A 24,237-nucleotide genomic window follows, 5' to 3' on the forward strand; every position below is an offset into this window, starting at 1 on the left:
GTGAAAGCGCCGTACTTCATCAGAGGGAGTGACCGTGAACAACAGGCGTCGTGGGGCAATGCTGGGATCGGTGGCCGCGGTCGTACTGCTGGCGGCCGGATGCGGAAGCGGTACGGAGAATTTCCGTACGGCGAATGCGGAGCAGCCCGCAGCGAGCAAATCCCCGGGCGGCGGGGGTACGAACGCCGACGGATACGGCTCCGGCTCCGGGTACGGATCCGGCGCCGGCTCCGGGTACGGGGCGGACGCGGCGGCCGACCCGGCCGCCGGTACCGGGAACGCCGCCGCCGGAGCGAAGGGCGGCCCGGCCGGGCAACTGGCCGTACGGGCCGTCCAGGCGGTCGGCAACGTGGTCACGGACGGCGCCGGAGCCACCCTCTACCGGTTCGACAAGGACACCGCCCAGCCGCCCAAATCGGCCTGCGACGGTACGTGCGCCACGACCTGGCCCGCGGTACCGGCGGACGACGCCACCGCCTCGGCGGGCATCGACGCGAACCTCCTGGGCGCGGTCGTCCGCCCCGACGGCACCCGCCAGCTCACCCTCGCGGGCTGGCCCGTCTACCGGTACGCGCAGGACGCCCGGGCGGGTGAGGCGAAGGGCGAGGGGGTCGGCGGCACCTGGCACGCCCTGGCGGCCGACGGCAAGAAGGCCATCGACCAGAAGATGAAGGGAATGGACATGGGCTCGGGCCAGATGGGCCAGGGCCAGACGGGCGCGGACCAGAAAGGATCCGAGCTTTCCGTCACGAATGACGGAAAGCTCGGGAACATTCTCGTGGACGGCCAGAGCCGCACCCTTTACCGGTTCAACAACGACAGTGCGTGGCCGATGAAATTCGGCTGCCTCGGCGGCTGCCTCGACACGTGGAAGCCCGCCGCACCCGTGGACAAGAAGAAGGTGAAGGGAATTCCCGAAGCCCTGGTGGGATCGGTGAAACGGCCCGACGGCACCATGCAGTTGACGATCGACTGCTGGCCCGTCTACACCTTCACCGGTGACACCGCACCCGGCCAGACCAACGGACACAACAAGCAGGGGCTCTGGTTCGCGGTCACCGACGCGGGCAAGAAGGCCCCGGCGGCGGGCTGAGCCGTGCCGACCCCACCGCGCGCCACCGGTCGCGCCCTCCTGCCGGTGGCCGCCCTGGCCCTGGCCCTGTCCCTGCTGTGCGCCGCCTGTGGTGGGGCGGGGACGGGGGCGCGGCAGAGCGCCGGGCGGCCCGCGGCGCGGCCGACGGCCACCGCGCCCGGCTCCCGCACGATCCAGGAGCTGGCCGCCGCCCTCGGCTGTACGGCCGAGGTCACCGTCGAGGCGGACGAACTGCGCGAAGGCGCCTGCGGAACGGGCCAAGAGGCCTACCGCATCGCCACCTTCACCGCCGACGCGGGCCAGACGGCCTGGCTGGCCGAATCGCAGGCCTACGGCGGCACCTACCTCGTGGGCGCCCGCTGGATCGTCACCGCCGCCTCACCGGAAGCCCTGGCCCCGGCCCGCGAGCGCCTCGGCGGGACCATCGAGTCCGGCGCCACCCACATGGGCTCCCACGCCGGGCACGCGTGAGGTGATCCCTGCGGGTTACGGACGTCCGCACTCCGCAACAGCGCGATCCCGGCCCGGTGACGAACCGGATCCGGCCGTCGACCTGGGCGGATGCCGCCCGCTACGGTCCCGCTGACGGGTGAACCTGGCAGAGGGAGACGACGATGCGAGCTGTACGAAGCCGGAGACGGGCCCACGGGGCGCTGGCCGCCCTCACCGTGTGCGGGATGCTGGCGCTGACCGGTTGTCAGGGAGACGGCGAGAGCGCCGGGGGAGCGCCGGGTTCGACGCCCGGCGCGACCCCGCCCGGCTCCCCCTCCGCACCCCCCACGGCCGCCGCCCCCACCCCCGCGAAGTCCGCGCCGAAGCCCTCCGCGAGCGCCACCACCCCGGCGAAGAAGCCCGTTCCGTCGCCCCCGAAGCCCAGTTGCGCATCCGTCGGACCGGAGTCGACGGACACGATCGCCCTCTACCGCTACACACCCGAGGGGGGTTCGTACAACCTCATCGTCAAGCACGGCGCCTGGACCTGCGACGGCGCGAAGGGCGCCGCCCACGGAGAGACCTTCGTCCCGATGGGCGAGGAAACGTACATCCCGATCGCGGAAACGGCCAAGATCACCGCCACGGCCCCGATCCTCTCGGGCCCGTCGAGCCACCCGGTCACCACCCACGAACTCACCGAGTGGCTCGTCGCCCACCCGAACCGCGCCCTCCCGTTCAAGTACCACCTGGGTGCGGGCGGGGTCATCGACACCCTCGACGAGATCTACGTCCTCCCGTAGGTCCCGCGTCCTCCCGTGGGTCCTACGGCCGCACCGCGTGGGCGGTGAGGTGGGAGAGCTGGCGGGAGACGCCCTCGGCGAGAGGGGTGCGGGGCGCCCAGTCCAGGAGGGCCGCCGCCCTGGAACGGTCGGCGAGGGTGGCGTCCACGTCACCGGCCTGGGCGGGGAGCCTGTTCACCGGCACCGCGTGGCCGGTCAGTTCCTCGACCGTGGCCAGCAGGTCGAGTACGCTCGTACTGACCCCCGCCCCGACGTTCAGGACGGTCGTGCCGATCCGGCCGGTCCCGGCGGCGACGGCGGCGCGGACCACGTCACCGACGTAGGTGAAGTCGCGCGTGTGGCTGCCGTCCCCGTAGAGATTCAGCGCCGGCCCCCCGAGGGCCGCCGTCAGGGCCCGGCCGATCAGCATGTCCGGACGCTGACGGGGCCCGTAGACGGTGAACAGGCGCAGCGCGACCGCGGTGACCGTGGACGCGGCCCGGCCGGCGTGGGCCAGGCAGAGCTGTTCCCCGGCGAGCTTGCTGACGGCGTAGGGGGACTCGGGGCTCGGCGCGGTCTCCTCGCGCGTGGCGCCCGCGCTGGTTCCGTAGACGCTGGAGGAGGAGGCATAGACGAGGCGGGGGACGCCGGCTTCCTCGCAGGCGGACAGCACGCGTTCGGTGGCGAAGACGTTGCACGCCGTGTACTCGGCGAACCGCTCGCCCCAGGAGCCGCGGACCCCCGGCAGCGCCGCCAGGTGGAAGACCGTATCGGCCCGGCGGAAGAGCGGTACCAGCGAGCAGGTCTTCAAGTCCCCTGTCACGAAGGTGAAGTTGGGATCGCCGAGGGCTCCGGCAAGGTTGGCCGCCGCGACGGAGTCCGGGTGCGGAGCGCGGCGGTCCACGCCGACGACGGCCGTCCCGTCGGCGAGGAGGGAGTCGACGAGGTGCGATCCGATGAAACCGGCGGCGCCCGTGACCACGGCCCGGGACATCGTGTGGCCCCTCACCGTGCTCCTCCGGTGCCCGCGGAATCCGGCAGGCCGAGGCCCGCCACCACCCGGTCGGCCCGGCGGCGCCAGGTGTGGCGCTCCAGGAACTGCCGCCGCGCCTCGTCACCGAGCTTCCCGCGCAACGCCTCGTCGGCGACGAGTTCGGTGAGGGCGTCCACCCAGGCCTGCGGTGAACCGGACGGCCGCAGCAGGGAGTTGACCCGGTCTTCGAGGACCTCGCGCAGCACCGGCAGGTCCGAGGCGACGATGGCCCGGCCGTGGGACATGTACTCGAACAGCTTCATCGGGGAGGTCCACCGCCCGATCTCGTCGAGCCGGCCCCACGTGTACACCTTGGGCTGGTGCGGGGCGAGGACCACGTCGAAGAGGGGGAAGTAGCCGGGCAGGGCGGCGGGCGGCCGATGCCCGTGGAAGTACACGTTGGGGTGCGGGCAGGGGTCCTCCCAGCGGGCGCGGTCCTCGGCGGTGCCGCCGACCAGATGGAAGTCGAAGGCCGGGAGCCGCCCGGCCAGGTCCAGGATGAGGTCGATGCCGCGCCCGTCGTAGAGGTGGCCGACGTAGCCGATCCTCGGCGCGTCCGGGCGGCCCGGCAGCACCGGGGTGGCGGCCGCCGCGTGCGTCTCCGGCGGGTCCGCGGCGTCGGGTGCGACCACGACCGGCAGTCCGGGCAGGTCCGGGTACGCGCCGCGCAGGTCGCGGGCGAGTTCGTGGGTGATGACCACGACCCGCGCGAGCCGGGGATGTCCGAGCAGCTCGCGCTCGGCCCCGGGCGGCAGGTCACGGCGCAGTTGGTGGACCTCGTACACGAAGGGCGCCAGATCGGCGGTCGCGGCGAGGGCGTACGGGTCGCGCGCGTAGATGAGGTCGGGTGCGCCGTCGCCGGTCAGCAGCTCACGGATGGCCTCGCCGCGCGCGCGGTAGCCGTCCGGGGTGTGGTCGGGGGCGGGGACCAGCCGGATCGGGAACCGGTGCCGGACGCCGTAATAGGCGTACGGGTCCTCCGTGGCGGAGCCGGGCAGGGAGTGGAGGGTCACCTCGTGCCCCGCCTCGGTGAACGCGTCGCACATGCGCATCACATGGACGCCGTTCGCGAAGAACGAGGGGATGCTTCCGCCGTGCAGGTACGCGATGCGCATGTCGTCAGGATCTCCTCGTGGTGGGCCCGCGGGCGCACGTGCGTGCACGTGGCCGCATGCGGTCGTCAGTGGGTGAAGGGCGGTGCGGTGTGTCGTACGTCGCCGGGCGCGCCGGCCCTCACCAGCGCACCGGCACCGTGCGCGGGGCCCGGGTGATCTGGCCGCGCTTCCAGTCCGGCGGGCCCGCCGCGCGGAGCCCCGGGAAACGCCCCACCAGGGCGGCCAGTGCCTCCTGGAGCTGGACCCGGGCGAGCTGCGCCCCCACGCAGAAGTGGGCGCCGTACCCGAAGGCCAGGTGCGCCGGAGCGGCCCGGGTCAGGTCGAGCAGGTCGGGCGCGTCGTGGACGTCCTCGTCGTGGTTGGCCGAGGAGGTGAGCGGGATCAGCGCTTCGCCCTCCTTGATCTCCACCCCGCTCAGCACCACGTCCCGGGTGGCCACCCGGAGGTTGGCGCCGACGGTGGCCTGCGCGTACCGCAGCAGCTCCTCCACGGCGGCCGGAACCGACTCCGGTTCACGGCACAGGAGTTGGTACCGCTCGGGCCGGTCCAGCAGCAGATGGGCCAGCCCGGCCAGCCGGTCGGCGGTGGTGCCGTAGCCGCCCGCGAGCAGCACGACGCAGAACGAGATCAGCTCGCCCTCGCTCAGCCGGTCACCCGCGTCGCGTGCCGCGATCAGCGCGCTCAGCATGTCATCGCCCGGGTGGGCTCGTTTGGCGGCGATGAGACGGGTGAGGTAGTCGGTCATGTCGGCGACGGCCGCCAGTACTTCGGCGTCGGACACGGCGGTGACGCTGCGCATCGCGTCGTTCCAGGCGTCCAGCTGATCGCCGTCGATCCGCGGCGTGCCCAGCAGGTCGCAGATCACGGTCAGGGGGAGCGGGCGGGTGAAGGACGCGACGAGATCGGCGGGCCGCGGACCGCGGTTCATATCCGCCAGCAACTGCCCGGCCAGCAGGGCGATGCCGCCGCGCATCGCTTCCGCCCGGCGTCCGCTGAGCGCGGGCGCGACGAGCCTGCGCAGCCGGGAGTGGTCGGGCGGGTCGGCGGCGAGGATCGAGTCCGGCAGCGTGGTCGTCCGGTTGATCCGCGGCCCCTCGCCCCGGGTGGCCCGGGCGCGGCTGAAGCACGGGTCCGCCAGGACCCGGCGGACATCGGCGTGCCGCGTCACCAGCCACGCGGGGTCACCGCTGGGCAGCCGGACCCGGATCACCGGGTCGGTGCGGCGCAGTTCGGTGAACTCGGGCACCGGGTCGAGCCCGTCCCGGTGCGGGAAGGGGAACGCCCGGATCTCTTGGGCCTGGTTCACGCGCCCTCCGCCCTTTCGTAGACGGAGACGTGGTAGCCGCTGTCGCGGGTGAAGGGCGCTCCGGTCCAGCCGCCCCAGCGCTCCTTGAGCCGCAACCCGGCCCGGAACGCCATCAGGTCGAGTTCCCCGTGGCCCGCGTACCGGAACTCCACGCGCAGGTGCCGGGTCCGCCCGTCCTCGTGGATGACGTAGTGCGAGCGGTAGCGCTGGGTGGACGGGTCGAGCGTGCGGTGGCACAGCACCAGGTGGCCTGGGCCCTCGGCGACGATTTCGGGGCCGGCCGCCGTCGCCAGGGCCTCGGGCACGTGGGCGTCCAGGACGAAGAGGCCGCCCGGGGCGAGCCGCGCCGCGGCGTTGGCGACGCAGCGCATCTGTGCCGCCTGGTCCGGCAGTTCGGCGAAGGTGCCGCCCGCGAGGTAGACCAGGCTGAAGGTCCCGCTCACCGGAACGTCGGCGAAGTCCCCTATCGTCACCGGCGTCCCGGCGCCGCCGGGCTTCGCGTGCAGGCGGCGGACCATCGACTCCGACCCGTCGACGCCGTGCACCTCGATGCCGAGTTCGCGCAGGGGCAGCGCCAACCGGCCGGTGCCGACGCCGAGTTCGAGGACCGGCCCGGCGCCCGCGAGGGCGGCGAGGGCTTCGACGGTCGCTCCGGTGATGCCGGGCTTCGCGAACCAGCGGTCGTAGTCGTCGGCGAACTCGGTGGCATAGCCGGGGCGGTACTCCGGGACGTCGGCGTGCACGGGTGGCTCCTAACCGAAGGGGTGGGGGTGACCGGCGCCGCCACCGGACGGCAGCGGAAGGGCTCCGGGGGCGAGTACGCGGACCACCCGCACCCCCGCCTCGCGGGCGGGCGCGGAGGTGGTGTCGACCAGGACCACGTCCTGCCCGGTGTGCCCGGAGAGCACATCGAGCGGGTCGGGCGCGTCGGGGGCCGCGGGCGGGCCGGGGGAGCCTGGCGGGTCCGTCGCGCCCGCGGCCCCGGCCGCGTCCCCGGGACCGGGCCCCGCGCCGGGACGTACGCCCCACAGTCGCAGGCTGTCCTGCCGGTGGTAGGCCCACAGCGCGTGCTGGACCGCGGACGCGGGCGGGGTGGCGCCCCGCCACCGCTGCCAGGCCCGGCGCGCGACCTCCGTCCCCATGCTCCACCGGACCATGAGCGCCTCGTACGCGGCCTTCTCCACCAGGGAGTTGAGGGCGGGTGCGCCGTCCGAGGGCCCGCAGCGCGCCCCGAACGCCTGGCCGGTGCCGTTGGGCCGGTGCAGGCACACGACGACACAGGCGGCTCTGGCCGGGGCGGGCAGGGCGAAGACGGTCGCCGTCAGACCGCGCTCCCGGACGAACCCGGCCAGCGGCGGCGGCAGGGCGGCCGCGACCGGGCCCGGCGGCCGGTCCGCGAGGCCGTACCAGCTGCGGCGGATCAGATCGCGTTCCAGTACCTCCCACGCCGCGTGCCGGATCGCCGCCGCCGCGTCGGGGTGCGCGGCGATGCCGGTGGAACCGGACGACTGCGCGGCGTCGCAACCGGCCGGGGGCCGGTGGTGGAGGAACGCCGAGCCCGCCGGGACGAACACCTCCGCGCCCCCGGCCGTCCGGCCCCGCACCCACAGCCGCCGGGTGTCCGCCCGCGGCTGCTCCCCCGGCTGCGGCCGGGGCTCGACGGCGGGGATCCCCCCGCGCTTCAACTCCGTGAAGGTGCCCACCAGTTCAGGGACCGCCTCGGCCTCCCGGCCCGCCATCACGTTTCCTAGCCGCTCCAGCAGCTCCCCGCGGGCACCCAGGGCCACCCGGGCCCGGTCGTGCCCGGCGGCGCTGCCGACCAGCACCGGCGATCCGCCCGCCGCGCTCGTCGGCTCGAAGGCCGCCGAGCGGGCCGCGACCCGGGCGAACAGGATCCGTGGATGCGCGGGATGGGGCGTGAACACCTGGGGCGCCCATGCCGTCACGCGCTTCCTCCGAGGACGTCGGCGCACTGCGCGAGCAGCTCTTTCCCGTGGTCGCTCAGCTGGTCCGCGTGGGCGTTCAGGGCGTCGACGGCCTGGTACGCCGATCCCCGCAGCGCATCGTGGCGGGCACCGACCGCCGGGCCGCCCGGTCCCTCGGGCCCGACCAGCCGGCGGTACAGCAACACGCTGCGGGCGAGCACCACGGTCTGCTGGAACAGGCCGGTGAGCGGCCGCGGGTCGGCCCGTAGCGGTGTCTCGACGAGCAGTTCGCCACCACGCTCCGAGCCACCGCGCTCCGAGCCACCGTGCTCCGAGGCGCCGCGGTCAGTGGCGTCCGTACCCCGGGGGCCGTCGGGCAGCAGGAAGGGCTCGGTCATGGCCGCCGCGTTGCACCGCGTGTGCGCCCCCTCGTGCACCAGCGCCTCGGCGAACCGCACCGGGCCGGGCAGTCCGGCGCCGCTCGTCGTCAGGCGGGCGCGGTGGACCAGTACGGCGCCGTGCACGGTGAAGTCCGTGAAGCCGTCGATCGCCTCGCCGTCCAGCAGCGCGATCTCGGTGACCGTCTCCCGTACCTCCGCGGCCGCCGCGGGCCAGACCCGCGTCAGCAGGGCGACGGCCCGGGCCAGGGCCTCCCGTTCGGACGCGCGCCAGGCGACGACCTCCGCCGTGACCACCTGGCCGTCCGCGTCCAGACGGGCCGGGATGCTCCGCAGCGCGCGGGCCACACTGCGCGTCAGGTGGCCCTGCGGGTCGGCGGGCCCGAGGGCGGACGGTGACGCGCCGTCGAGCCGGTCCGTCAACGTCCGTCGCCGCTCCGGGTCCAGCGGGCCGGTCCGCAGCGCCCGCGCCGCGAGGTGGGCGACCTCGGCGACCGCCGGACGGCGCAGGCCGTCGGGGCCCGGCGACGGCAGCCCGGCGCGTTCGAGCACGCGCCCCACGCGGCGCAGCAGTTCGGTCCGCTCGCGGACGGCTTCCTCCGCATCCGGCTGGACACGCATGCTCTCTCCTGCTTTCTCCCGCTCTCACCCGGGTCTTCGGCAGCGAAGTGCGGCGGGCCGCAGGGCCCGCCGCACTGAGTGCAGATGCGCCGTCGCTAGTCGCGGGAGGGGATGTCAATCATCAGCGCGAGTTCGGGAAGGTCCTCGTCCGCGAGCTGTTCGATCTCCTCGTTCATTGACGCTCCCTTCACCTCACCGGCCCGGCCGTGTTCGGTCGGATCCACCGGCAGCGTCATCGTGTGGGGCGCGGTGGGCGCGGCCAAGGGTGACCGGGCGGCCACACGGGGTATCCGGACGCCTTCACCGAGTCCGGAATCCGGCTTGCCGCCATGCCGCGCGGCCGTCGCCGTGGTCCGGGACCGGCCGCTCGGCGCCCCGCGCCGCCCGGCCGTCGTACCCCTGCGAGCTGCTACGCCCCGGTCGGCCGGGCGCCGGTGGCGGCGACCGGGTGCGGAACCGGTCCACGGTCCGGTTCCGGCCTCCCGGCGTACGCCGGGCCGGGGTGAAGATGTCCGGATGACACGGCCTATCGCCCGGCGGGAGGGGCAGGTAGTGGGCTGACGGAATCCTCCTGCGCCCCACGGGCGCCGTACGCCCGTGTTCTTTCACGAGCGGGGGAGTCCATGGCGGGGACTTCACAGGGAGGGAAGGGAACGCATGACGGGGGACTGGCAGCTCGACGTCGATACGCGGCGCTGCATCGGTTCGGGGGTGTGCGCGAGCGCGGCCCCCGGCCGCTTCGTGATCGACTCCGCGGCCGACGGAACCCGCAGGTCGCGGCCGACCGCCCCGCGCGTCCCTTCCGATGACGCGGTGCTGGACGCGGCCTTCACCTGTCCGGTGGAGGCCATTTCGGTCGTCGAGCTGGACAGCGGGCTGACGCTCTTTCCCGAAGGCGGTGAACACCACTGATGACGACGGACCCCTCGCCCCTTCGCGGATCCACCCCCGCGTCCTCACCGGCATCCGATGTCTACGTCCTCTCCTTCCCCAAGTGCGGGCGCACCTGGCTGCGGGTCCTGATGGCCAAGGCCATCTCACTGCACTGGGGACTTCCGATGGAGCTGTGCCGCGACCTGCGGCTGGAGGAGTTCAGCGCCGTGGATCCGCGGATTCCGACGATCACCTTCTGGCACGACGACCGGGTGGGCTGGCGCACACCCGCCCAGCTGTCCACGGACAAGGAGCCCTACCGGGGCTCGCGGGTGGTGTTCCTGACCCGGGACCTGCGGGACACGACGGTCTCCTACTACTTCCAGCGCAGCTTGCGGCCGGACAACCCGTACGCGGGCCCGCTCGGAGAGTTCATCGGTGAGGCCGAGGGGAGCCTGCGCACCTGTGTGGAGTTCTGGAACATCTGGCAGGCCCGCCAGGACGTGCCCCGCGCCTTCCTCCTCACCTCCTACGAACGTCTCGCGAGCGACACCGCCGGTGAACTCGGGCGGATCATGGACTTCTGCGGCCTCCCGGACGTCGGACCGCGGGCGCTGGCCGAAGCGGTGGCCTTCGCCAGCTTCCCCAGCATGCGCGCGATGGAACTCAGTGACGCCTTCGACTCGGAGCGCCTGCGGCCCGGCAAACCCGGCGAGCCCGAGTCCTTCAAGACGCGCCGAGGGATCATCGGGGGATTCCGCGACTACCTGACGCGGTCCCAGACCGACGGGATCGACGAGCTGATCCGGACCGCGCTGGTGCCCGAGTGGCACGCGCTGGCGTTCGCCGCGGACGGTCTCCACGGCGAACCGCCCGGCGCCGCTCAGTCGTGAACCCGTAGCCCCCGGACGTCCGGCAGGACCAGCGGCAGCAGGGCGGCCACCCCGATGAGCAGCGACGCGCCGCCCAGCGTCGCGCGCAGCCCCAGCAGTTCCGCGGCGGGACCGGCGAGCAGGTAGCCGACGGGTACGGCGACGAGCTGGCCCAGCGCCGCGTACGACAGCGCCCGGCTCAGCCGGTCCGCCGGGATCCGCGCCTGGACCAGGGTGGTCCACAGCAGGGTCGAGAGCGCACCGGCGGCGCCGGTCACCGCGGCCGCCACCGCCAGGGCTCCGGCCGGGGCGCCCGCCGCCATCAGCGCCGGGGGAAGGGCCATCGCCGCCGTCCCCGCACAGCTCACCGGACCCACCCGGACCGGCTGCCACCACAGGCCGAGGGCCGATCCGGCCACCAGCCCCCCGGCGAAGCCCGCGGCCACCAGACCCCAGCCGGCCACGCCGCCCAGCTCGCGCTGCGCGTACACCGGCCCGAGCACCTGGTAGCCGATCAGCCACAGCGGCACCACCACGGCGGACTGGAGCACGAGCACCCACAGCCAGCGGCGCGACCGGAAGTCCCGCCACCCGCAGGACAGTTGCCGCAGGAAGCCGTCGGCGCTCCGGTCGCCCGTACGGCAGGACGGTGCCAGCCGGGAGACCAGAAGCGCCGCCCCGGCGAAGCTCACCGCGTCCCAGCCGATCACGCAGGCCGGGGAGGAGAGTCCCACCAGTACGGCCCCGAAGGCCGGGCCCCCCACCTTGACCGTGGTCTGAACGAGCTTGAGCAGCGCGTTCGCCTGACCGCGCAGCCCGTCCGGCACCAGCTCCGGCAGCACCCCGGCGCCGGCCGGCACCGAGAAGGCGGCCGCGCCGCCGCAGAGGGCGGACAGCACGGCCAGCCACCAGATCCCGCCCGCTCGCGACCAGAGCAGGACACAGGCCAGCGCCTGCACGCAGGCGCACGCGCCGTTGGTGACCGCCAGCACACGGGTGCGCGGCCAGCGGTCGGCGCTCACCCCGCCGACCGGCAGCAACAGCAGCTGGGGGGCGGTCCCGGCGGCGAGCACGAGCCCGAGCCCGGTCGGCCCGCCGCCCTGCCGCAGCACGGCCCAGGCGAGCGCCACGGGGGCCACGCCCGTCCCCGTCCAGCTCAGCAGCCGGGCCAGGAAGTACAGCCGGAAGCCCCGGTGCGACAGCGGGGCGAGCACCTTCCCGGCCCGTCGGCGCGGGGCGGGGACGGCGTTCGGGGTGATCACGTCCGGCAGGGGCACTGCGACCGTGCCTCCTCCGGGCCACGGAAATCTTCTCGATCAAGGAACGCGCGCTCCGCCGTTTCGACGCGGGCTCATCCGGGTGACGCGCGGAGCCCGGCGGCCGGCCGCGGGCTGCCCTGCCCCGGCCAAATTCAGTGGCGACTTTCGTGCAATTGTGCGAGCGGCTTCGGCAACTCCCCTCATGACCATGGTATTTGTGCGGTTATTTCTGGCCATTGGGCTGATTGTCCGAGAGTGGAATGCGACTTCCGGAGAATTCCGGCCATGGCGTGCCGCGGTGATTGCCGGGCGCGGGCGCTCTTGACATCCGGAGGGTTGTGGGGGTGGGGCGGAGCGTGGTTCGGACCGGGAGATTCCGGTTGATTCCTTGGGCAGGGGTAATCCGCGGTTCGGCGCCGCGGTGCCGGTGTGCTGTCCGGATATCGACGGCCCCGGTCGGCCGTGGCCGGTTCGCTCGGGTGTGGTGAGGGTGCCGTCGGCATAATCTCGACCGGTCGAAGACTTCCCGCGTGAATCGCAGAAAGCGGAAGGGGATCGTCGTGTCCGAAGAAATCAGGGAGTTTGATCTCGGCCCCTATGTGCCGCACTCGGTGGGTGTGGGCAATGCAGGCAAGTTGTGGGTGACCTCGGACAGCAAGTGCGTGATCCGTGTGAATCCCGCCCGGCCCGGAGAGATGGGCTATGTCAATCATTCGGTGATGCCGCAACTCTCGGCGGGAATCATGAAGGACCCGCACAATCGGTCCAAGATGTGGTTCGCGGCACCGGCTCCGCCGCGGGCGGAGGACCCGATCGTGGAAATGGACACCACGGCGGGATATCCCTTGAGGTTCTTTCCGCTGGAGGATGACGCGAAGGCCCAGAGCATCGCTCTGGAGACCAGGGTGACGGGGTCCGGCGGCACGAAGAAGACGGAATACAGCCTGCTCTTCGCCGAGCCCGAACACAGCTACGTCGGAATCCTCGACATTCCGGAATCCGGATCCGGTCAGATCCAGCGCATGACCGTCGAGCCCAGCACCTGGCTCTGGGACGTCGCCGTCACCTCGGACGAGGAGCAGAAGAAGCACACCTATTGGCTCACGGGCCAGAAGCGGGTCAACAACCCGCCCAGGACGGTGAACGGCCTGTTCCGCCGCGAGCCCGGGCAGCACACCTGGGAGCGCATCCCGCCGCCCCGCGGGAACGACCAGAAGCCCTTCTACGTCAAGGCGGACACGGAAGCGGTGTGGGTGACCTTCACCGGTCCGAACCAGGTGGGCCGCTTCGACCTGAACAGGGGCACGTGGATCACCCGGGACCTGGGCACCGCCGTGCCACAGCAGCTGGCGTTCACGCCGAACGGCGAGGTGTGGGTGACGTCCAGCCAGGGCATCCACGTGTTCGACAGCGCGATGGCGGACGAGGGCTTCATGGTCCGGCTCCCCAACGCCGGCACGGCCAAGGGGATCTGCGTCGGCAGCGACGGGAACATCTGGTACACCAACCCCACGAACAAGACCCTGGGCAGGTACCTCACCTCGCTCGCCGCCCTGGGGGCGCCCTCGCTCCTCGGCCGGACCCAGGTGGTGTCCCACAGCACATCCGCGGTGCACGCGAAGGAGCACGTCGACCGGCCGCTCATCGCCGAGTACGTGGCCGGTGGCCGGCCCGTACCGGGGATCCCGCTCACCTGCCGGGTCAAGGCCGAAGGGGCGGCCTTCGACGACGGCACCCAGGAGCGGATCATCCTGACCGACCAGCGCGGCCGCGTCGCCCTCCCCGCCGTGTACGCCGGTGAGATCGAGGAAGAGGCGGTCCTGAGCGTGGGTCTCGGCGACACCGAGCCGCACGCGGCCACCCTGCTGCACATCAACCCGGCGTAGCGAATTCCCCGCCCCAGCCGGACCGTTCCACCCCTTCGGAGGGAGAACAGCATGCCGCCCGTGCCATCATCCAGCGACAGCGGAAAATTCGCGATCGAGGCCTCAGCGGTCGATCTGACATGGAGCAGCGACGACCGGAACGTGTGGTTCGTGACCGCCGAGGGAAGCCTCGGCTATTTCGAGCCCCGCAGTCCGTGGAGCAGTACCGTCTTCCCACAGGTACCGGTACCCGCGGGCCGGGCCGATTGCATCCTCGCGTGGCCGGGCCACGGCGTGTGGACGTTCGTCACCGGGCAGAGCGACTCCGCGTTCGTCCGATGTGACAGCGACGGCATCTACCAGACCCACACGTTGAGCGGCAGGACGCAGGTCCGGTCGCTGGCCTTCGCTCAGGACGAGCGGGGCCGCACTCAGATCGTGGCCCCCCTGGCGGACTGGAATTCGCTGGCCTTCTTCGATCTCAGCGGTGGCATCTCGCAGTCGCAGGGCCACTCGACGAACCTGTACGGGATCGCCGTCGCGGAGCAGGATCCGACCCTCTGCTGGCTCAGCTCGCCGGAAGGCCGCTCACTGGTCAGCTACGACATGGCCACCGGCCGGTTCTCCACGCCCGTCAACGTCGGTGCCGAGCCCGGAGATCTGGCGATCACCCCGGCGGGCGATGTCGTCTGGGTGGCCACCACCGACAACAGGATCTACAAGTACACCGTCCAGGACAAGCGCTTCTCACGCATCGACATCCCCGCTCCGGCACACCGTCTGCTGGCGGCGGCGGACGGCACGCTCTGGTTCGCCAGCGTCGCCGGGGACGCCATCGGGTACGTGCTGCCCGGGGCGGACACGGCGGTCACGATTCCCACGGGAGCGCGGTCCCGTCCTTCGGGTCTCGCCGTTTCCGGGGACAGCCGGCTGTGGGCCGCGCTGTCCGGGGAGAAGGCCCTGCGGGGTGTGTCCCGCTACAGCCTGGCCGTGGAATCCGGTGACCGGCAGACGGCCGTCGTCGGCTCCCGCTTCACCGAACCGCTCGCCGTCAAGGCGCTCCAGCTGGACGGCAGCGCGGTGGGGCGGCAGCGGATCAAGTTCACGGTGGAGGGGGGATCCGCCGTCTTCGAGAACGGCCGGCCGACCGAGACCCGTACCACCGGGAACGCGGGCGACAAGCTCGGCGTGGCGACCAGTTCGCTGCTCAAGGCGGTCAAGGAAGGTACCTGCGTCGTCACCGCGGTCTGGACCGAGACGGACGCCGTGGCCTCCTTCACGCGCCTGGACATCACCCCGGAGCCGGGTGCCGCGGACCGCGTCCGCTACGTCTCGGGAGCCGGGCAGAGCGTACCCGCGGGCAAGTCCTTCGACAGCCCGCTGACGGTCATCGTGGAGGACGTCGAAGGCAACCCCCTCGAAGGCGTCGAGACCATCTTCGAGATCCTCGGTGAGCACATGGCCACGTTCCCCGGAGAGGTGGACACCGCCAAGGTGCCCAGTGCGGCCGACGGTTCGGCCGCGTCCCCGGTCCTCACGGCCGGGGAAACGGCGGGCACGTTCTCGGTGAAGGTCCGGGTGGCGGACACGTCGGTGAGTCTCCTCCTCGAACTGACCGTCAACTGAACGTTGACCGACCCTGGTTGACCGCGACCCTTGGAGGAACCGCCCCGCCATGCCCGACAACGGACCGCAGGACAACGGATCCCGGCTGCTCACCGAGTTCGACTTCGAACTGCCCCACGGCTACGTCGATGCCCGTGGGACCGTGCACCGTCAGGGCACCATGCGGCTCGCCACGGCCCGCGACGAACTCTCGCCCCTGATCGATCAGCGGGTCAGGCAGAACCCCGCTTATCTGGGGGTCGTCCTGCTCAGCCTGGTCATCACCCGCCTCGGGACCGTGACCGACATCCACGCCGGTGTGGTGGAACAGCTCTTCGCCACCGACCTCGCCCATCTCCAGGACCTCTACCGGCAGATCAACGGCCTGGAATCCGGGCACAGCACCGTCGCCTGCCCGTCCTGCGGCACGAGCTTCGCCGTACCGGGCCCGACGGCGAGCACCCGCCTGGGGGAAGCGTGACGCACCCCGCGGGCCGGCTCCGCGAGGAGACCGCGTACATCGCCTACCACTTCCACTGGTCGTACGCGGACATCGTCTCCATGCCACACGGAGAACGGCGCGCGTGGGTGCGGGAGATAGCCAGGATCAACACCGCGCACACCGAAGGCCGGTGAGCGCGGTGAGCGCGACACGGTGGTGGCGCCGTGTGCCGCCGGAGGTCCCGGACGCCCGGCCGGAAACCTCGCGCGAGGGCTGGCGGGCCGTGCCGCCCACGGGTCTGATACGGATCCACGCCGTGGCGACCAGCGGGCTCGGCACCTTCCGGCGGGACCTCACGGCCTGGCGCCCGGCCCCGGCCGTCACGGCCGCCGGTCGGCCCTTGCCGAGAGGCGTGCCGATGGCGGGTGGGCCGGGGCTGCTCGGCCCGTCGGCGCCCGCGGCGCCGCAGCCGGCTGCCGCCACGCGCCGGGTGTGGTGGCGCGGCGCCCTGCGGTCGGTGGCCGAGGCGATGGGCGTCCGGCGGGCTCCGGGCGGGGTGCCCACGGAGGGGGCCTCGCGCTCCGGTGCGCGTACCGAGGTCCCGGACGGCGGGGGGTACGGGTCGGGCTCTGTCGCTCCGGCCCGTGCCACAACGGCCGTGCGTGGTCTCTCGGTTGGCCCGGGAGGCGGGACGCCCGGCATCCCGATCGCCGTGCCGCCGCCTGCCATGGCGTCCGGTCGTACGGGTCCCCGCGGGGACCCGCGGGCGTCGTTGTCCGCTGCCTCCGCGGAGAGGGACGGGGACGTGGTGCGTACGGGTCCCGGGCACGGCCGTCGCTCTGGTCCCGGTCCGGGACCTGCTGCGGGGGCCGGGCCCCGGCCCGGATCTGGATACGGGCCTGTGCCTGGCTCCGGCCCCGTGCCGGGGAGTGTCCCCGGTCCTGGAGCAAGGTCCGGTTCGGGAGGCGGAGTCGGGCGTGGGCCTGGTTCCGGCTCCGGTTCCGGAGAGGGCCCTGGACGGGGAACGGGGTCCGGGGCGATGCCCGGATCCGGCGGGGGCGCTGCCGGCGCTACCGGGCGCGCATCCGGCCCGGCTCCCGTCCCCGGCCCGGCTGCCGGGGCCGGTCGCGGCCCCGGTGCGGACACCGGTCCCGGTGGAGTCGGCCCCGGCCAACGGCCCGGGGCCGGATCCGGAGTCGCTTCTCCCTCAGGGGCCGACCCGGCCCCTGTACCTCGGCCGGGGACGGGAGCCGGGCCGGGGCACGTGCTCGGCGTACGTCCCGTGGACGGTTTCGGCCCGGGTACCGGATCCTGGCCCGAGCCCGGTCCCCAGGGGGACCGGCCGGGTCACGCCGACCGGCTCGAACCCGCGCCCGGTGCCGGACGTGGCCCCGGATCCGTACCGGACCATGAAGTGGGCCCGCGGCCAGCGCGCGAAGCCGTGCACGGCGTGGATCCCGGCCCTGGGCCCGGTCCCGCTCACGGGCCCGGTCCGGGGGCTCGCTCCGGGGGCGGAGCCGTGCTCGGTGTGGATCGGGGACCCCGGGCCGGAGCCGGGGGCGGTCCTGGACCCGGTCCCGCTCACGGGCTCGGTCCGGCGGCTCGTTCCGGGGGCGAAGCCTTGCTCGGCGTGGATCCCGGACCCCGGCCGGGAGTCGGGGGCGGCCCTGGGTCCGGTCCGGCTCACGGGCTCGGTCCGGCGGCCCGCACCGGGGGCGGATTCGGCCCTGCCGAAGCCCCGCCGCCGATGCCGTTCGCCGGATCCGGCGTGCCCGGCCGCCCCCCGGACGGGGGACCCGCACCGTACGGCCCGCCGCCACCCGCCGGCCCCCGGTCCGGTCACGGGGTTCCCTCCCCGCCATCGGGCGGCGCCCGTTGGGACGATCCGTCGTCCCACGGACAGCCCGCCGCCGGCCCCGACCGCAGTGAGCGGGACGGTCATCATCCCCGCAGGCTCGGCATCGGCCGCCCGATGCGGCACGCTCCCGACACCGCGATGCCGCTCGTACCACCGCCCGCCCCACAACGCGGCGCGCAGCCGTCCGGATCCCCTCCGTCCGCACCCCCGTTCACCTTTCCGACCGGCGCTCCGGGGCCCGTCGTACAGCCCGCCCCCACCGCCTCCGCGCTCGCCCGTGAGATCGCCCGGCACCACGCCGACCTCCTGGCCGAGGCGGTGCTTCCGGCCCTCGCGCTGTCGCGGGCGGATGAGCCGTACGGGCGCCACACACCGCGGCGGCCACCCCCGCCGGAACCCGGCTGGGACACGTCCGCGCCCCGGTGACGGCGCGGTGACGACCGACCTCGGCAAGGACCCGGACCGACCGGCCGACCGACCGACCACACGGAGTGCCCTCGCATGCTGGACCAGCCGTTCGCCATCAGTTCCCACTTCCAGCTGTCCATCGGGATGCACGCCCTGGGATCGTTCACGTCCTGCGACGGTCTCGGCTGCACGATGGAGGTCGAGGAGCGGGTCGAGGGCGGAATGAACGGGCACGTCTGGCACCTGCCGACCCGGCTGCGGTACACGAACGTCACGCTCACCCGGCCGCTGTCCCAGCAGACGGTGCTGATCTGGGCCTGGCTCCAGCAGCAGGTACGGGAGCCGGTGCGCCTTCCCGGACAGCTGGTGGCGCTCGGCCCGGACCGGCGGCCCCTGGTGCGGTGGCTGCTCGACGGGGTGCTGCCGGTGCGCTGGAGCGGGCCCGCCTTCGATGTGGACCAGTCGCAGCCGGCCCGGGAGACCTTGGAGATCACGCACAACGGGTTCCTGGGGATCACCCTCTGACCGCGCCCGCACCGGCGCCCGCACCGGCGCCGCCCCCGTCCGTCCCGCCACCCTTCGAGAGGACCGCATGCTGTCCGAGCTGCTCGGAGGCGCGCCCGTACGCGCCGCCCTCGTGATCCACGATCCGCCGACCGGCACCGGCAACGCGCCGGGACCCGAACGCGGGCGGGTCCGTATGCACTTCAATCCCGAACGCGTCCAGGTCGGCAAGCGGGCGCACTGGGACCGCAGCCGTTCGCCGTCCAACGGCGAGGCGGCCCGGGCCCAGTTCGTGGGCGCGCAGCCGCGGACGATGAGCCTGGAGGTCTTCCTCGACGCCGGTGACTTCCGGTCGAACGTGCAGGAACAGGTCGAGAAGCTGCTCGACTGCTGCGCCCCGACCGCACGGAGCACCACCGCGAAGCCGGCGTCCGCGCCGTGGGTGCGGCTGGAGTGGGGCCGGTCCCGGACCACCGCGTTCCTGGCGCTGGTGACGCAGGTCGACGCGGTGTACACGCGGTTCGGGCACGACGGGATGCCACTGCGCGCCACGTGCAACGTCACGTTGGAGGAAGTGGGCGGGTCGACGCCCCGGCAGAACCCGACCTCGGGCGGCGACGGGCCGGTCGCCACCCACCTGATGGTCGCCGGGGACACCCTGGCCGGGCTGGCGTGGCAGGCGTACGGGGATCCGACGCAGTGGCGGGCGATCGCGCGGGCGAACGACGTCGACGACCCGGCGCGGGTGCCCGTGGGCACGCTGCTGGTGCTGCCCGTGCTGGAGGAGCGACCGGAGGCGCGACCGGAGGCGCGACCGGAGGCGATGGCGCATGGGTGAGCGGCTGTACGCGGCGGAGCCGGTCATAGCGTTCGGCGCCACGCTGGAGGAACTGTGGGCGCAGCGGCTCGTCGAGGCGGCCGTCGACACGCAGATGGGCCGTCCGGCCCGCGCCCGGCTGCGGTTCCGGGATCCGGAGCACCGGCTCCTGGCCGCCGCGCGGATCGCCGTCGGGGCGCCGCTGACGGTGTCGGTGGCCGCCGTGCGCCGCCAGGCGCGCGCCGTCCTGTTCGACGGGGAGGTCACCGGCCTGGAGACCGAGGTGGACACGGACGGCACCTTCACGACCGTACGGGCCACGGACCGCGGGCACCGGCTCATGCGCGGGCGACGGGTGGCCGCGTACGTCGACACCACGGTCGCCGAGGTCGCCGAGCGGGCGGCGGCCCGGCACGGACTCACGACCGGCCGGATCGAGGCGGACCGCACGAGGATCGCGCACCTCGCCCAGCCCAACCTGACCGACTGGGAGCTGCTGAACCACCTGGCCGACCAGCGCGGTCTGCGGCTGGCGGTCGTGGGGAGCACGCTGCACATGAGCCGCCCCGAGGCCGCGAGCGGCGCACCCGCGCCGACGACGGGCGCGGACCGCAGCCCGTTCGTCCTGGAGTACGGGGAGAACCTGCTGGCGCTGCGCGCCGCGGTGTCCTCCGAGGGCCAGGTGGCCGAGGTGGAGGTACGGGGCTGGGATCCCGAGGGCAAGGCGGGGCTCTCGGCCAGGGCCGGCGCGGGCGACAGCGAACGCCTGCGGCTGGGCACGACGCCCGCGCGGCTGGGCACGGCGTTCGGCGGCCCGCCCGCCCGGCTGCTCGTCAGCGGACCGGGCTGCACGGACGCCCGGCAAGTGGACGCGGTGGCCCGGGCGGTGGCGGCCGAGACGGCCGCCGCCATGGCCGAACTGGACGCCGAACTCGCGGGCACGCCCGAACTGCGGGCCGGTGTGCCGGTCGCCCTCAGTGGTGTGGGGGAGCCCTTCACCGGCAAGTACACCGCCACCTCCTGCCGGCACACCTTCGACGGTGAGCAGGGCTACCGGACCTGGCTCCGGGTCGGCCCGCTGCCCCCGCCCGTCGCGCCCTACCCGCCGCCGCTGACCGGCCTGGGCGTCGCCGTCGGCGTCGTCACGGACACCAAGGAGCCGGGCCAGGGCCAGCGCGGTGCGGTGCGGCTGAGGCTGCCCTGGCTGTCCCCCGACTACGTGACCGACTGGGTCCGTACCACCCAGTGGGGCGGGACCGGCGGAGGCGGCGTCTTCGTCCCGGAGGCCGGGGACGAGGTGCTCGTCGGTTTCGAACACGGCCGCCTGGACCGGCCGTACGTGCTCGGCGGCCTCTACAACGGTGTCGACGCCCCCACCGACCACGGTCTGCCGCTCATCGACGCGCGGACCGGCCGCGCCAACCGGCGCTCCCTGGCGTCCCGTACGGGCGACCGCCTCGAACTGCTCAGTGCCGACGACGGCCCGCAGGGCGTCCGGCTCACCACGGGCGACGGCAGGCTCACCACCCATCTGGACCGGAAGGAGACCACCATCGCCTTCACGGCGGGCGAGGGCGAACGGACCGTGCGCATCGCGCTCGACGCCCGCGGCGACGGCACCCTCACCATCGACGCCGGGCCGGCGGGCAGCCTGGTCCTCAAGGCCGGCACCGTGACCGTCGAGGCGGCCGGAAGCGGTGGTGGCGAACTCACCCTCAAGGGCGCCACGGTCACCGTGGAGAGCGCCGGAGAGCTCCGGCTCGCGGGCGCGCGGACCACCATCACCGGCAACACCGTCGACATCAACTGAGCCACAGCGGACCGCCTCGGGCGAGGCGGTCCCGTCCCCCTGGGAGAGAGACCGTGGACATCATCGGAGCGGGGTGGGCCTTCCCCGCCGTCATCACCGGCAGCGGCCGGGTGGGCCTGGCGACCGGCGCCGACGACGTGGAGCAGGCCGTCCGCATCATCCTGGCCACCGCCCCGGGCGAACGCCCCATGCGCCCCGAGTTCGGCTGCGGCATCCACCGGCTCGTCTTCGACTCGCTCGATGCCACCACCGTCGCCCGCGCGGACGTGGAGGTGCGCCGGGCCCTCGACCGGTGGGAGCCGCGCATCGAGCTGGACGACCTGCTGTTCAGCACGGACACGGTGGACACCGGCGTGCTCTACATCGACCTCCGCTACCGGCTGCGCGCCACCAACGAGCCCCGCAACCTCGTCTTCCCCTTCTACACCCTGCCCGGCGCCCCGGCCACGGCCACCGCGTCCGGCGCCGCCCCGGGTGCGTGACCCCGTGGCCGACCTGCCCGTACCCGACCTGCCCGTACCCGACCTGCCCGTACCCGACCTCGACGACCTGCGGTTCCAGCCGCTCGTCGACGCCGCCAAGCGCGCCCTGCCGACGCGCGCACCGGAGTGGACCGACCACAACGTCTCCGATCCCGGCATCACCCTGATCGAAGCCTGCGCCGAACGCGTCGACCAACTCCTCTACCGCATCGGCCGCATGACGGACCGTCAACGATCGGCTGTGCTGCGGCTGATGGGCATCGCGCCGGTGCCCGCGTCGCCGGCCCGGATCCTCGTCGGCTTCCGGCGGGAGGCGACGGCCGGACCCTGCGTCATCCCGACCGGCACGGAGGTGCGCACCCAGGGCCAGGACCCCGTCGTCCTGCGCACCACCGAACCGCTGGTCCTCCCCGACGGGCAGCGCGCCGGGACGGCGCAGGCCCTCGAGGAACCCGAGGCGGTGACGGAGACGCCCGGTGCCGCCGACGGCCTGCCGGGCGCCCGCTTCGCGACCGGCCGCCGCCCGTGGCGCCCCGCGGCGCCGGAGACCGACCCGCCGTTCGGCCCGCCGCTCACGGTCCGTGTCGACGGCGGCGAGTGGCAGGCCGTCAGGACCTTCGCCGAGGCCACCTGCGAGGACCCGGTGCACTGGTGGGACGAGGCCGCTGGTGAGATCGTCTTCGGACCGTTCGTCCCGGCCGAGGGCGGCGGCGGCCAGCAGCGCGGAGCCCTTCCGCCGGAGGGAGCGAGGATCACCCTCGCGTACTCGGCCTACCGCGGTACGCGCGCCGGTCTGCCGGCCGGCACACCCCTCGTGGTCGACTCGCCGGGTGGGCTGAGCGCCGTCGTCCACAGCGTGTCCGTCCCCGCGCGGGACGCCGAGACCCGGGAACAGGCGCTGGAGCGGGCCGGGCTCGGCCTGGCGCCGATACGGCGCGCGGTCACCGCCGCCGACCACGAGCAGCTCATCGACGAACACGTCGAAGGACTCGCCCGGGTACGGGTGACGGCACTGACCCGGCCCACCGACTCGCGGGTACCGGCCGCCCTCGAAACACCGCCGCGCCCGGCCGTGGTGCTCGCCTGCGCCGTCGCCGCCCGGGACCCGCGATGGGCCGTGCACTACCACGACGACGGCGGAACGGTCACTGCCGTCAGGCTGCCCCTGGAGCCGCCGGACACGGGTGGCGGGGCGCGGTCACCGGAGCTCGGCGACGACGCCGTACCGCCCGTGGTGGACGCGCGGCTGAACGCCGTCATCCGGCTCGGCGAGGACGAGCCCAGGCTGTGGTTCTTCGGCGACCGGTGCTTCTGGGACGGCGCCGTGGAAGCGAAGCCCATCAGCGTCGAATTCCCGGGCCTGCCCGAGGAGTTCTGCGCCGATCTCGACGAGGTCGCCGTGCTGGCCGATTCGCCCGCCACCTGCGAGCTGTTCTTCTTCAAGGCCGGAGTCTTCCACCACCGCGCCTACACCTACCACGACCGGACGTTCACCCCGCAGGAGGGCGGCCGGGGTGTGCGGTCCCTGATCTCCGAATCGTTTCCCGGCCTCTCCCCGCAACTCCAGGACTCCCCGGACGCGGTGGCCGTCCTCGACGGCGTCTTCTTCTTCATGAAGGCCGCGCGGACCGAGCCCGCCCTGTGGCGTCCCGAGGACGCCCCGCTCCACGTCCTCCTCGTGCCGCGCACCGCCGGGGACCCCGAAGAAGCCGTGCCGCCCGGGGAGTTCGACGTCCCCGCGGACGTGCTGCTGCGGGTGAGGGGAGTCGTGGAAGCCTCCCGGCTGCTGGGCGCCCGGTTGCGCGTCGGCGCGCCCCGCTACCACTCCTTCGGCGTCCGGGCCACCGTGCGGACCTGGAGCAACACCCCGGAAGGCGGCGGGGACACCCAGAGGGCCGCCGAACGGGCCCTGCGCCGCTACTTCCACCCCACGGCCGGCGGGCCCGACGGGCGGGGCTGGCCATGGGGCCGCCGGGTCCACGCGGGTGACGTCCTCGCCGCGCTGGAGCCGGTGCCCGAGATCCACGGCACCACCGAGGTCGCCCTGACCCTCCCCGGCCGGACCGTGGCCGAGTCGTCCGTCGAGGTCTCCGACGGCGGGCTCGTCCTCCTCGACAGTGCCGCCCTGACCATCACCGTCGCCCCCGCCGAGGACTGAAGAGGACTGAAGAGGACTGAAGGAGACCGCCGTGCACCCCACAGCCCCCGCAGCCGTCCGCGGCCCCGTCCCGCTGGCCCTGCCGGCCGTCTACCACGACGACACCGTCGTGCGGGCGTTCGCCATGGCCATCGGCGAGGCCCTCGCCCCCGCGGAGGAGCTGCTCGACGGCCTCGACGCGCTGCTCGACCCCTGGCGCGCCCCGCCCGCCTTCCTGGACTGGCTCGTCCGGATCACGGGGGCCCGGGTCGAGCCGGGCTGGACCGCGGACCAGCGGCGCAAGGCCATCGACCTCGCCCCCCGGCTCGCCGCCCACCGGGGGACCCCGTACGGACTCCGGCTGGAGGCCAAGGAGATCCACGGCTGGGACCTCGACATCGGCGACCCCGGTGGAGTCCGTACGACCGACGACCCGCCGGCGCCGGCCGGCCGCATGCTCACCGTCACGCTGACCGCCGGCGCGGGGGAGGACCAGCGGGCGCTCGAACGCAGGCTCACCCGCCTCGTCCGGGCACACTGCCCGGCCCATCTGCCCTTCAGCGTCACGGTCATCAGCCACTCCTGACGAGAGGTCACAGC

The 24,237-nt window shown here is 73.8% G+C and carries 24 protein-coding genes; 16 read left to right on the forward strand and 8 right to left on the reverse strand.

Going from position 1 to position 24,237, the window contains the following annotated elements:
* The first annotated feature begins 58 nt into the window (after positions 1-58).
* The 3 genes from OHS33_RS31210 (at position 59) to OHS33_RS31220 (ending at position 2,328) form a co-directional block, all read left to right on the forward strand.
* Entirely contained in the window at positions 59-1,093 is a 1,035-nt protein-coding gene (locus tag OHS33_RS31210; protein ID WP_330335278.1) for an SCO0930 family lipoprotein, read from the forward strand.
* A 3-nt stretch (positions 1,094-1,096) separates the two neighbouring features.
* Positions 1,097-1,564, forward strand: a complete 468-nt coding sequence (locus tag OHS33_RS31215) for a hypothetical protein (RefSeq protein WP_330333754.1) — start codon at positions 1,097-1,099, stop codon at positions 1,562-1,564.
* A 143-nt stretch (positions 1,565-1,707) separates the two neighbouring features.
* A complete protein-coding gene (locus OHS33_RS31220; protein WP_330333755.1) occupies positions 1,708-2,328 on the forward strand; it encodes a hypothetical protein in 621 nt (206 codons plus the stop codon).
* 22 nt (positions 2,329-2,350) lie between these two features.
* Here OHS33_RS31220 and OHS33_RS31225 read toward each other — a convergent pair whose 3' ends face one another.
* The 7 genes from OHS33_RS31225 to OHS33_RS31255 form a co-directional block, all read right to left on the reverse strand.
* A complete protein-coding gene (locus OHS33_RS31225; protein WP_330333756.1) occupies positions 2,351-3,301 on the reverse strand; it encodes an NAD-dependent epimerase/dehydratase family protein in 951 nt (316 codons plus the stop codon).
* Between the two features lie 11 nt (positions 3,302-3,312).
* Positions 3,313-4,455, reverse strand: a complete 1,143-nt coding sequence (locus OHS33_RS31230) for a glycosyltransferase family 4 protein (protein WP_330333757.1) — start codon at positions 4,453-4,455, stop codon at positions 3,313-3,315.
* Positions 4,456-4,573: 118 nt separating this feature from the next.
* Positions 4,574-5,761 carry a cytochrome P450 gene (locus OHS33_RS31235; RefSeq protein WP_330333758.1) on the reverse strand — a complete coding sequence of 396 codons (1,188 nt, stop codon included), beginning with the start codon at positions 5,759-5,761 and terminating at the stop codon, positions 4,574-4,576.
* Positions 5,758-6,504, reverse strand: coding sequence for a class I SAM-dependent DNA methyltransferase (locus OHS33_RS31240; RefSeq protein ID WP_330333759.1), 747 nt, complete (start codon positions 6,502-6,504; stop codon positions 5,758-5,760). The genes OHS33_RS31235 and OHS33_RS31240 overlap by 4 nt, the downstream gene beginning before the upstream one ends.
* 9 nt (positions 6,505-6,513) lie before the next feature.
* Positions 6,514-7,707 carry a YcaO-like family protein gene (locus OHS33_RS31245; protein WP_330333760.1) on the reverse strand — a complete coding sequence of 398 codons (1,194 nt, stop codon included), beginning with the start codon at positions 7,705-7,707 and terminating at the stop codon, positions 6,514-6,516.
* Positions 7,704-8,705 (reverse strand): aKG-HExxH-type peptide beta-hydroxylase, encoded by a 1,002-nt coding sequence (locus OHS33_RS31250; RefSeq protein WP_330333761.1) that lies wholly within the window; start codon positions 8,703-8,705, stop codon positions 7,704-7,706. The genes OHS33_RS31245 and OHS33_RS31250 overlap by 4 nt, the downstream gene beginning before the upstream one ends.
* A 95-nt stretch (positions 8,706-8,800) precedes the next feature.
* The gene (locus OHS33_RS31255; protein WP_330333762.1) at positions 8,801-8,929 is read right to left on the reverse strand and encodes a hypothetical protein; all 129 of its coding nucleotides are present in this window, start codon (positions 8,927-8,929) and stop codon (positions 8,801-8,803) included.
* A 433-nt stretch (positions 8,930-9,362) separates the two neighbouring features.
* Between OHS33_RS31255 and OHS33_RS31260 the strand changes: the two genes are divergently transcribed.
* Positions 9,363-9,617 (forward strand): ferredoxin, encoded by a 255-nt coding sequence (locus OHS33_RS31260; RefSeq protein WP_330333763.1) that lies wholly within the window; start codon positions 9,363-9,365, stop codon positions 9,615-9,617.
* A complete protein-coding gene (locus OHS33_RS31265; RefSeq protein ID WP_330333764.1) occupies positions 9,617-10,471 on the forward strand; it encodes a sulfotransferase domain-containing protein in 855 nt (284 codons plus the stop codon). The genes OHS33_RS31260 and OHS33_RS31265 overlap by 1 nt, the downstream gene beginning before the upstream one ends.
* On the opposite strand, the gene OHS33_RS31270 is transcribed toward OHS33_RS31265, so the two are convergent.
* A complete protein-coding gene (locus tag OHS33_RS31270) occupies positions 10,462-11,727 on the reverse strand; it encodes an MFS transporter (protein ID WP_330333765.1) in 1,266 nt (421 codons plus the stop codon). The genes OHS33_RS31265 and OHS33_RS31270 overlap by 10 nt on opposite strands.
* Before the next feature lie 701 nt (positions 11,728-12,428).
* Between OHS33_RS31270 and OHS33_RS31275 the strand changes: the two genes are divergently transcribed.
* The 11 genes from OHS33_RS31275 (at position 12,429) to OHS33_RS31325 (ending at position 24,223) form a co-directional block, all read left to right on the forward strand.
* Entirely contained in the window at positions 12,429-13,595 is a 1,167-nt protein-coding gene (locus tag OHS33_RS31275; RefSeq protein ID WP_330333766.1) for a Vgb family protein, read from the forward strand.
* A 60-nt stretch (positions 13,596-13,655) separates the two neighbouring features.
* On the forward strand, positions 13,656-15,200 hold the full coding sequence (locus OHS33_RS31280; RefSeq protein ID WP_330333767.1) for a Vgb family protein: 1,545 nt from the start codon (positions 13,656-13,658) through the stop codon (positions 15,198-15,200).
* Positions 15,201-15,249: 49 nt separating this feature from the next.
* Entirely contained in the window at positions 15,250-15,660 is a 411-nt protein-coding gene (locus OHS33_RS31285) for a hypothetical protein (protein ID WP_330333768.1), read from the forward strand.
* Positions 15,657-15,815, forward strand: coding sequence for a DUF6760 family protein (locus tag OHS33_RS31290; RefSeq protein ID WP_330333769.1), 159 nt, complete (start codon positions 15,657-15,659; stop codon positions 15,813-15,815). The genes OHS33_RS31285 and OHS33_RS31290 overlap by 4 nt, the downstream gene beginning before the upstream one ends.
* A gap of 1,778 nt (positions 15,816-17,593) precedes the next feature.
* Positions 17,594-17,905 (forward strand): hypothetical protein, encoded by a 312-nt coding sequence (locus OHS33_RS31295; RefSeq protein ID WP_330333770.1) that lies wholly within the window; start codon positions 17,594-17,596, stop codon positions 17,903-17,905.
* 75 nt (positions 17,906-17,980) lie between these two features.
* Positions 17,981-18,412 (forward strand): phage tail protein, encoded by a 432-nt coding sequence (locus OHS33_RS31300; RefSeq protein WP_330333771.1) that lies wholly within the window; start codon positions 17,981-17,983, stop codon positions 18,410-18,412.
* 67 nt (positions 18,413-18,479) lie between these two features.
* Positions 18,480-19,229: a CIS tube protein gene (locus OHS33_RS31305; RefSeq protein ID WP_330333772.1), complete on the forward strand. Its 750-nt coding sequence runs from the start codon at positions 18,480-18,482 to the stop codon at positions 19,227-19,229.
* Positions 19,222-21,018, forward strand: a complete 1,797-nt coding sequence (locus OHS33_RS31310; RefSeq protein WP_330333773.1) for a VgrG-related protein — start codon at positions 19,222-19,224, stop codon at positions 21,016-21,018. The genes OHS33_RS31305 and OHS33_RS31310 overlap by 8 nt, the downstream gene beginning before the upstream one ends.
* 53 nt (positions 21,019-21,071) lie before the next feature.
* A complete protein-coding gene (locus OHS33_RS31315) occupies positions 21,072-21,500 on the forward strand; it encodes a GPW/gp25 family protein (RefSeq protein WP_330333774.1) in 429 nt (142 codons plus the stop codon).
* Positions 21,493-23,658: a hypothetical protein gene (locus OHS33_RS31320; RefSeq protein ID WP_330333775.1), complete on the forward strand. Its 2,166-nt coding sequence runs from the start codon at positions 21,493-21,495 to the stop codon at positions 23,656-23,658. Before OHS33_RS31315 ends, OHS33_RS31320 begins: the two co-directional genes overlap by 8 nt.
* A gap of 31 nt (positions 23,659-23,689) precedes the next feature.
* Positions 23,690-24,223, forward strand: coding sequence for a phage tail protein (locus OHS33_RS31325; protein WP_330333776.1), 534 nt, complete (start codon positions 23,690-23,692; stop codon positions 24,221-24,223).
* The last annotated feature ends 14 nt before the right edge of the window (positions 24,224-24,237 follow it).

The organism is Streptomyces sp. NBC_00536, from assembly GCF_036346295.1.
Taxonomy (GTDB): Bacteria; Actinomycetota; Actinomycetes; order Streptomycetales; family Streptomycetaceae; genus Streptomyces.

Excerpts from the sequence above, each read along its gene's own strand:
- OHS33_RS31210 (WP_330335278.1), top strand. The coding sequence starts at position 59 with ATGCTGGGATCGGTGGCCGCGGTCGTACTGCTGGCGGCCGGATGCGGA.
- OHS33_RS31220 (WP_330333755.1), top strand. The coding sequence starts at position 1,708 with ATGCGAGCTGTACGAAGCCGGAGACGGGCCCACGGGGCGCTGGCCGCC.
- OHS33_RS31225 (WP_330333756.1), bottom strand. The coding sequence starts at position 3,301 with ATGTCCCGGGCCGTGGTCACGGGCGCCGCCGGTTTCATCGGATCGCAC.
- OHS33_RS31230 (WP_330333757.1), bottom strand. The coding sequence starts at position 4,455 with ATGCGCATCGCGTACCTGCACGGCGGAAGCATCCCCTCGTTCTTCGCG.
- OHS33_RS31250 (WP_330333761.1), bottom strand. The coding sequence starts at position 8,705 with ATGCGTGTCCAGCCGGATGCGGAGGAAGCCGTCCGCGAGCGGACCGAA.
- OHS33_RS31260 (WP_330333763.1), top strand. The coding sequence starts at position 9,363 with ATGACGGGGGACTGGCAGCTCGACGTCGATACGCGGCGCTGCATCGGT.
- OHS33_RS31265 (WP_330333764.1), top strand. The coding sequence starts at position 9,617 with ATGACGACGGACCCCTCGCCCCTTCGCGGATCCACCCCCGCGTCCTCA.
- OHS33_RS31275 (WP_330333766.1), top strand. The coding sequence starts at position 12,429 with ATGCCGCAACTCTCGGCGGGAATCATGAAGGACCCGCACAATCGGTCC.
- OHS33_RS31285 (WP_330333768.1), top strand. The coding sequence starts at position 15,250 with ATGCCCGACAACGGACCGCAGGACAACGGATCCCGGCTGCTCACCGAG.
- OHS33_RS31295 (WP_330333770.1), top strand. The coding sequence starts at position 17,594 with ATGCGGCACGCTCCCGACACCGCGATGCCGCTCGTACCACCGCCCGCC.
- OHS33_RS31300 (WP_330333771.1), top strand. The coding sequence starts at position 17,981 with ATGCTGGACCAGCCGTTCGCCATCAGTTCCCACTTCCAGCTGTCCATC.
- OHS33_RS31305 (WP_330333772.1), top strand. The coding sequence starts at position 18,480 with ATGCTGTCCGAGCTGCTCGGAGGCGCGCCCGTACGCGCCGCCCTCGTG.
- OHS33_RS31310 (WP_330333773.1), top strand. The coding sequence starts at position 19,222 with ATGGGTGAGCGGCTGTACGCGGCGGAGCCGGTCATAGCGTTCGGCGCC.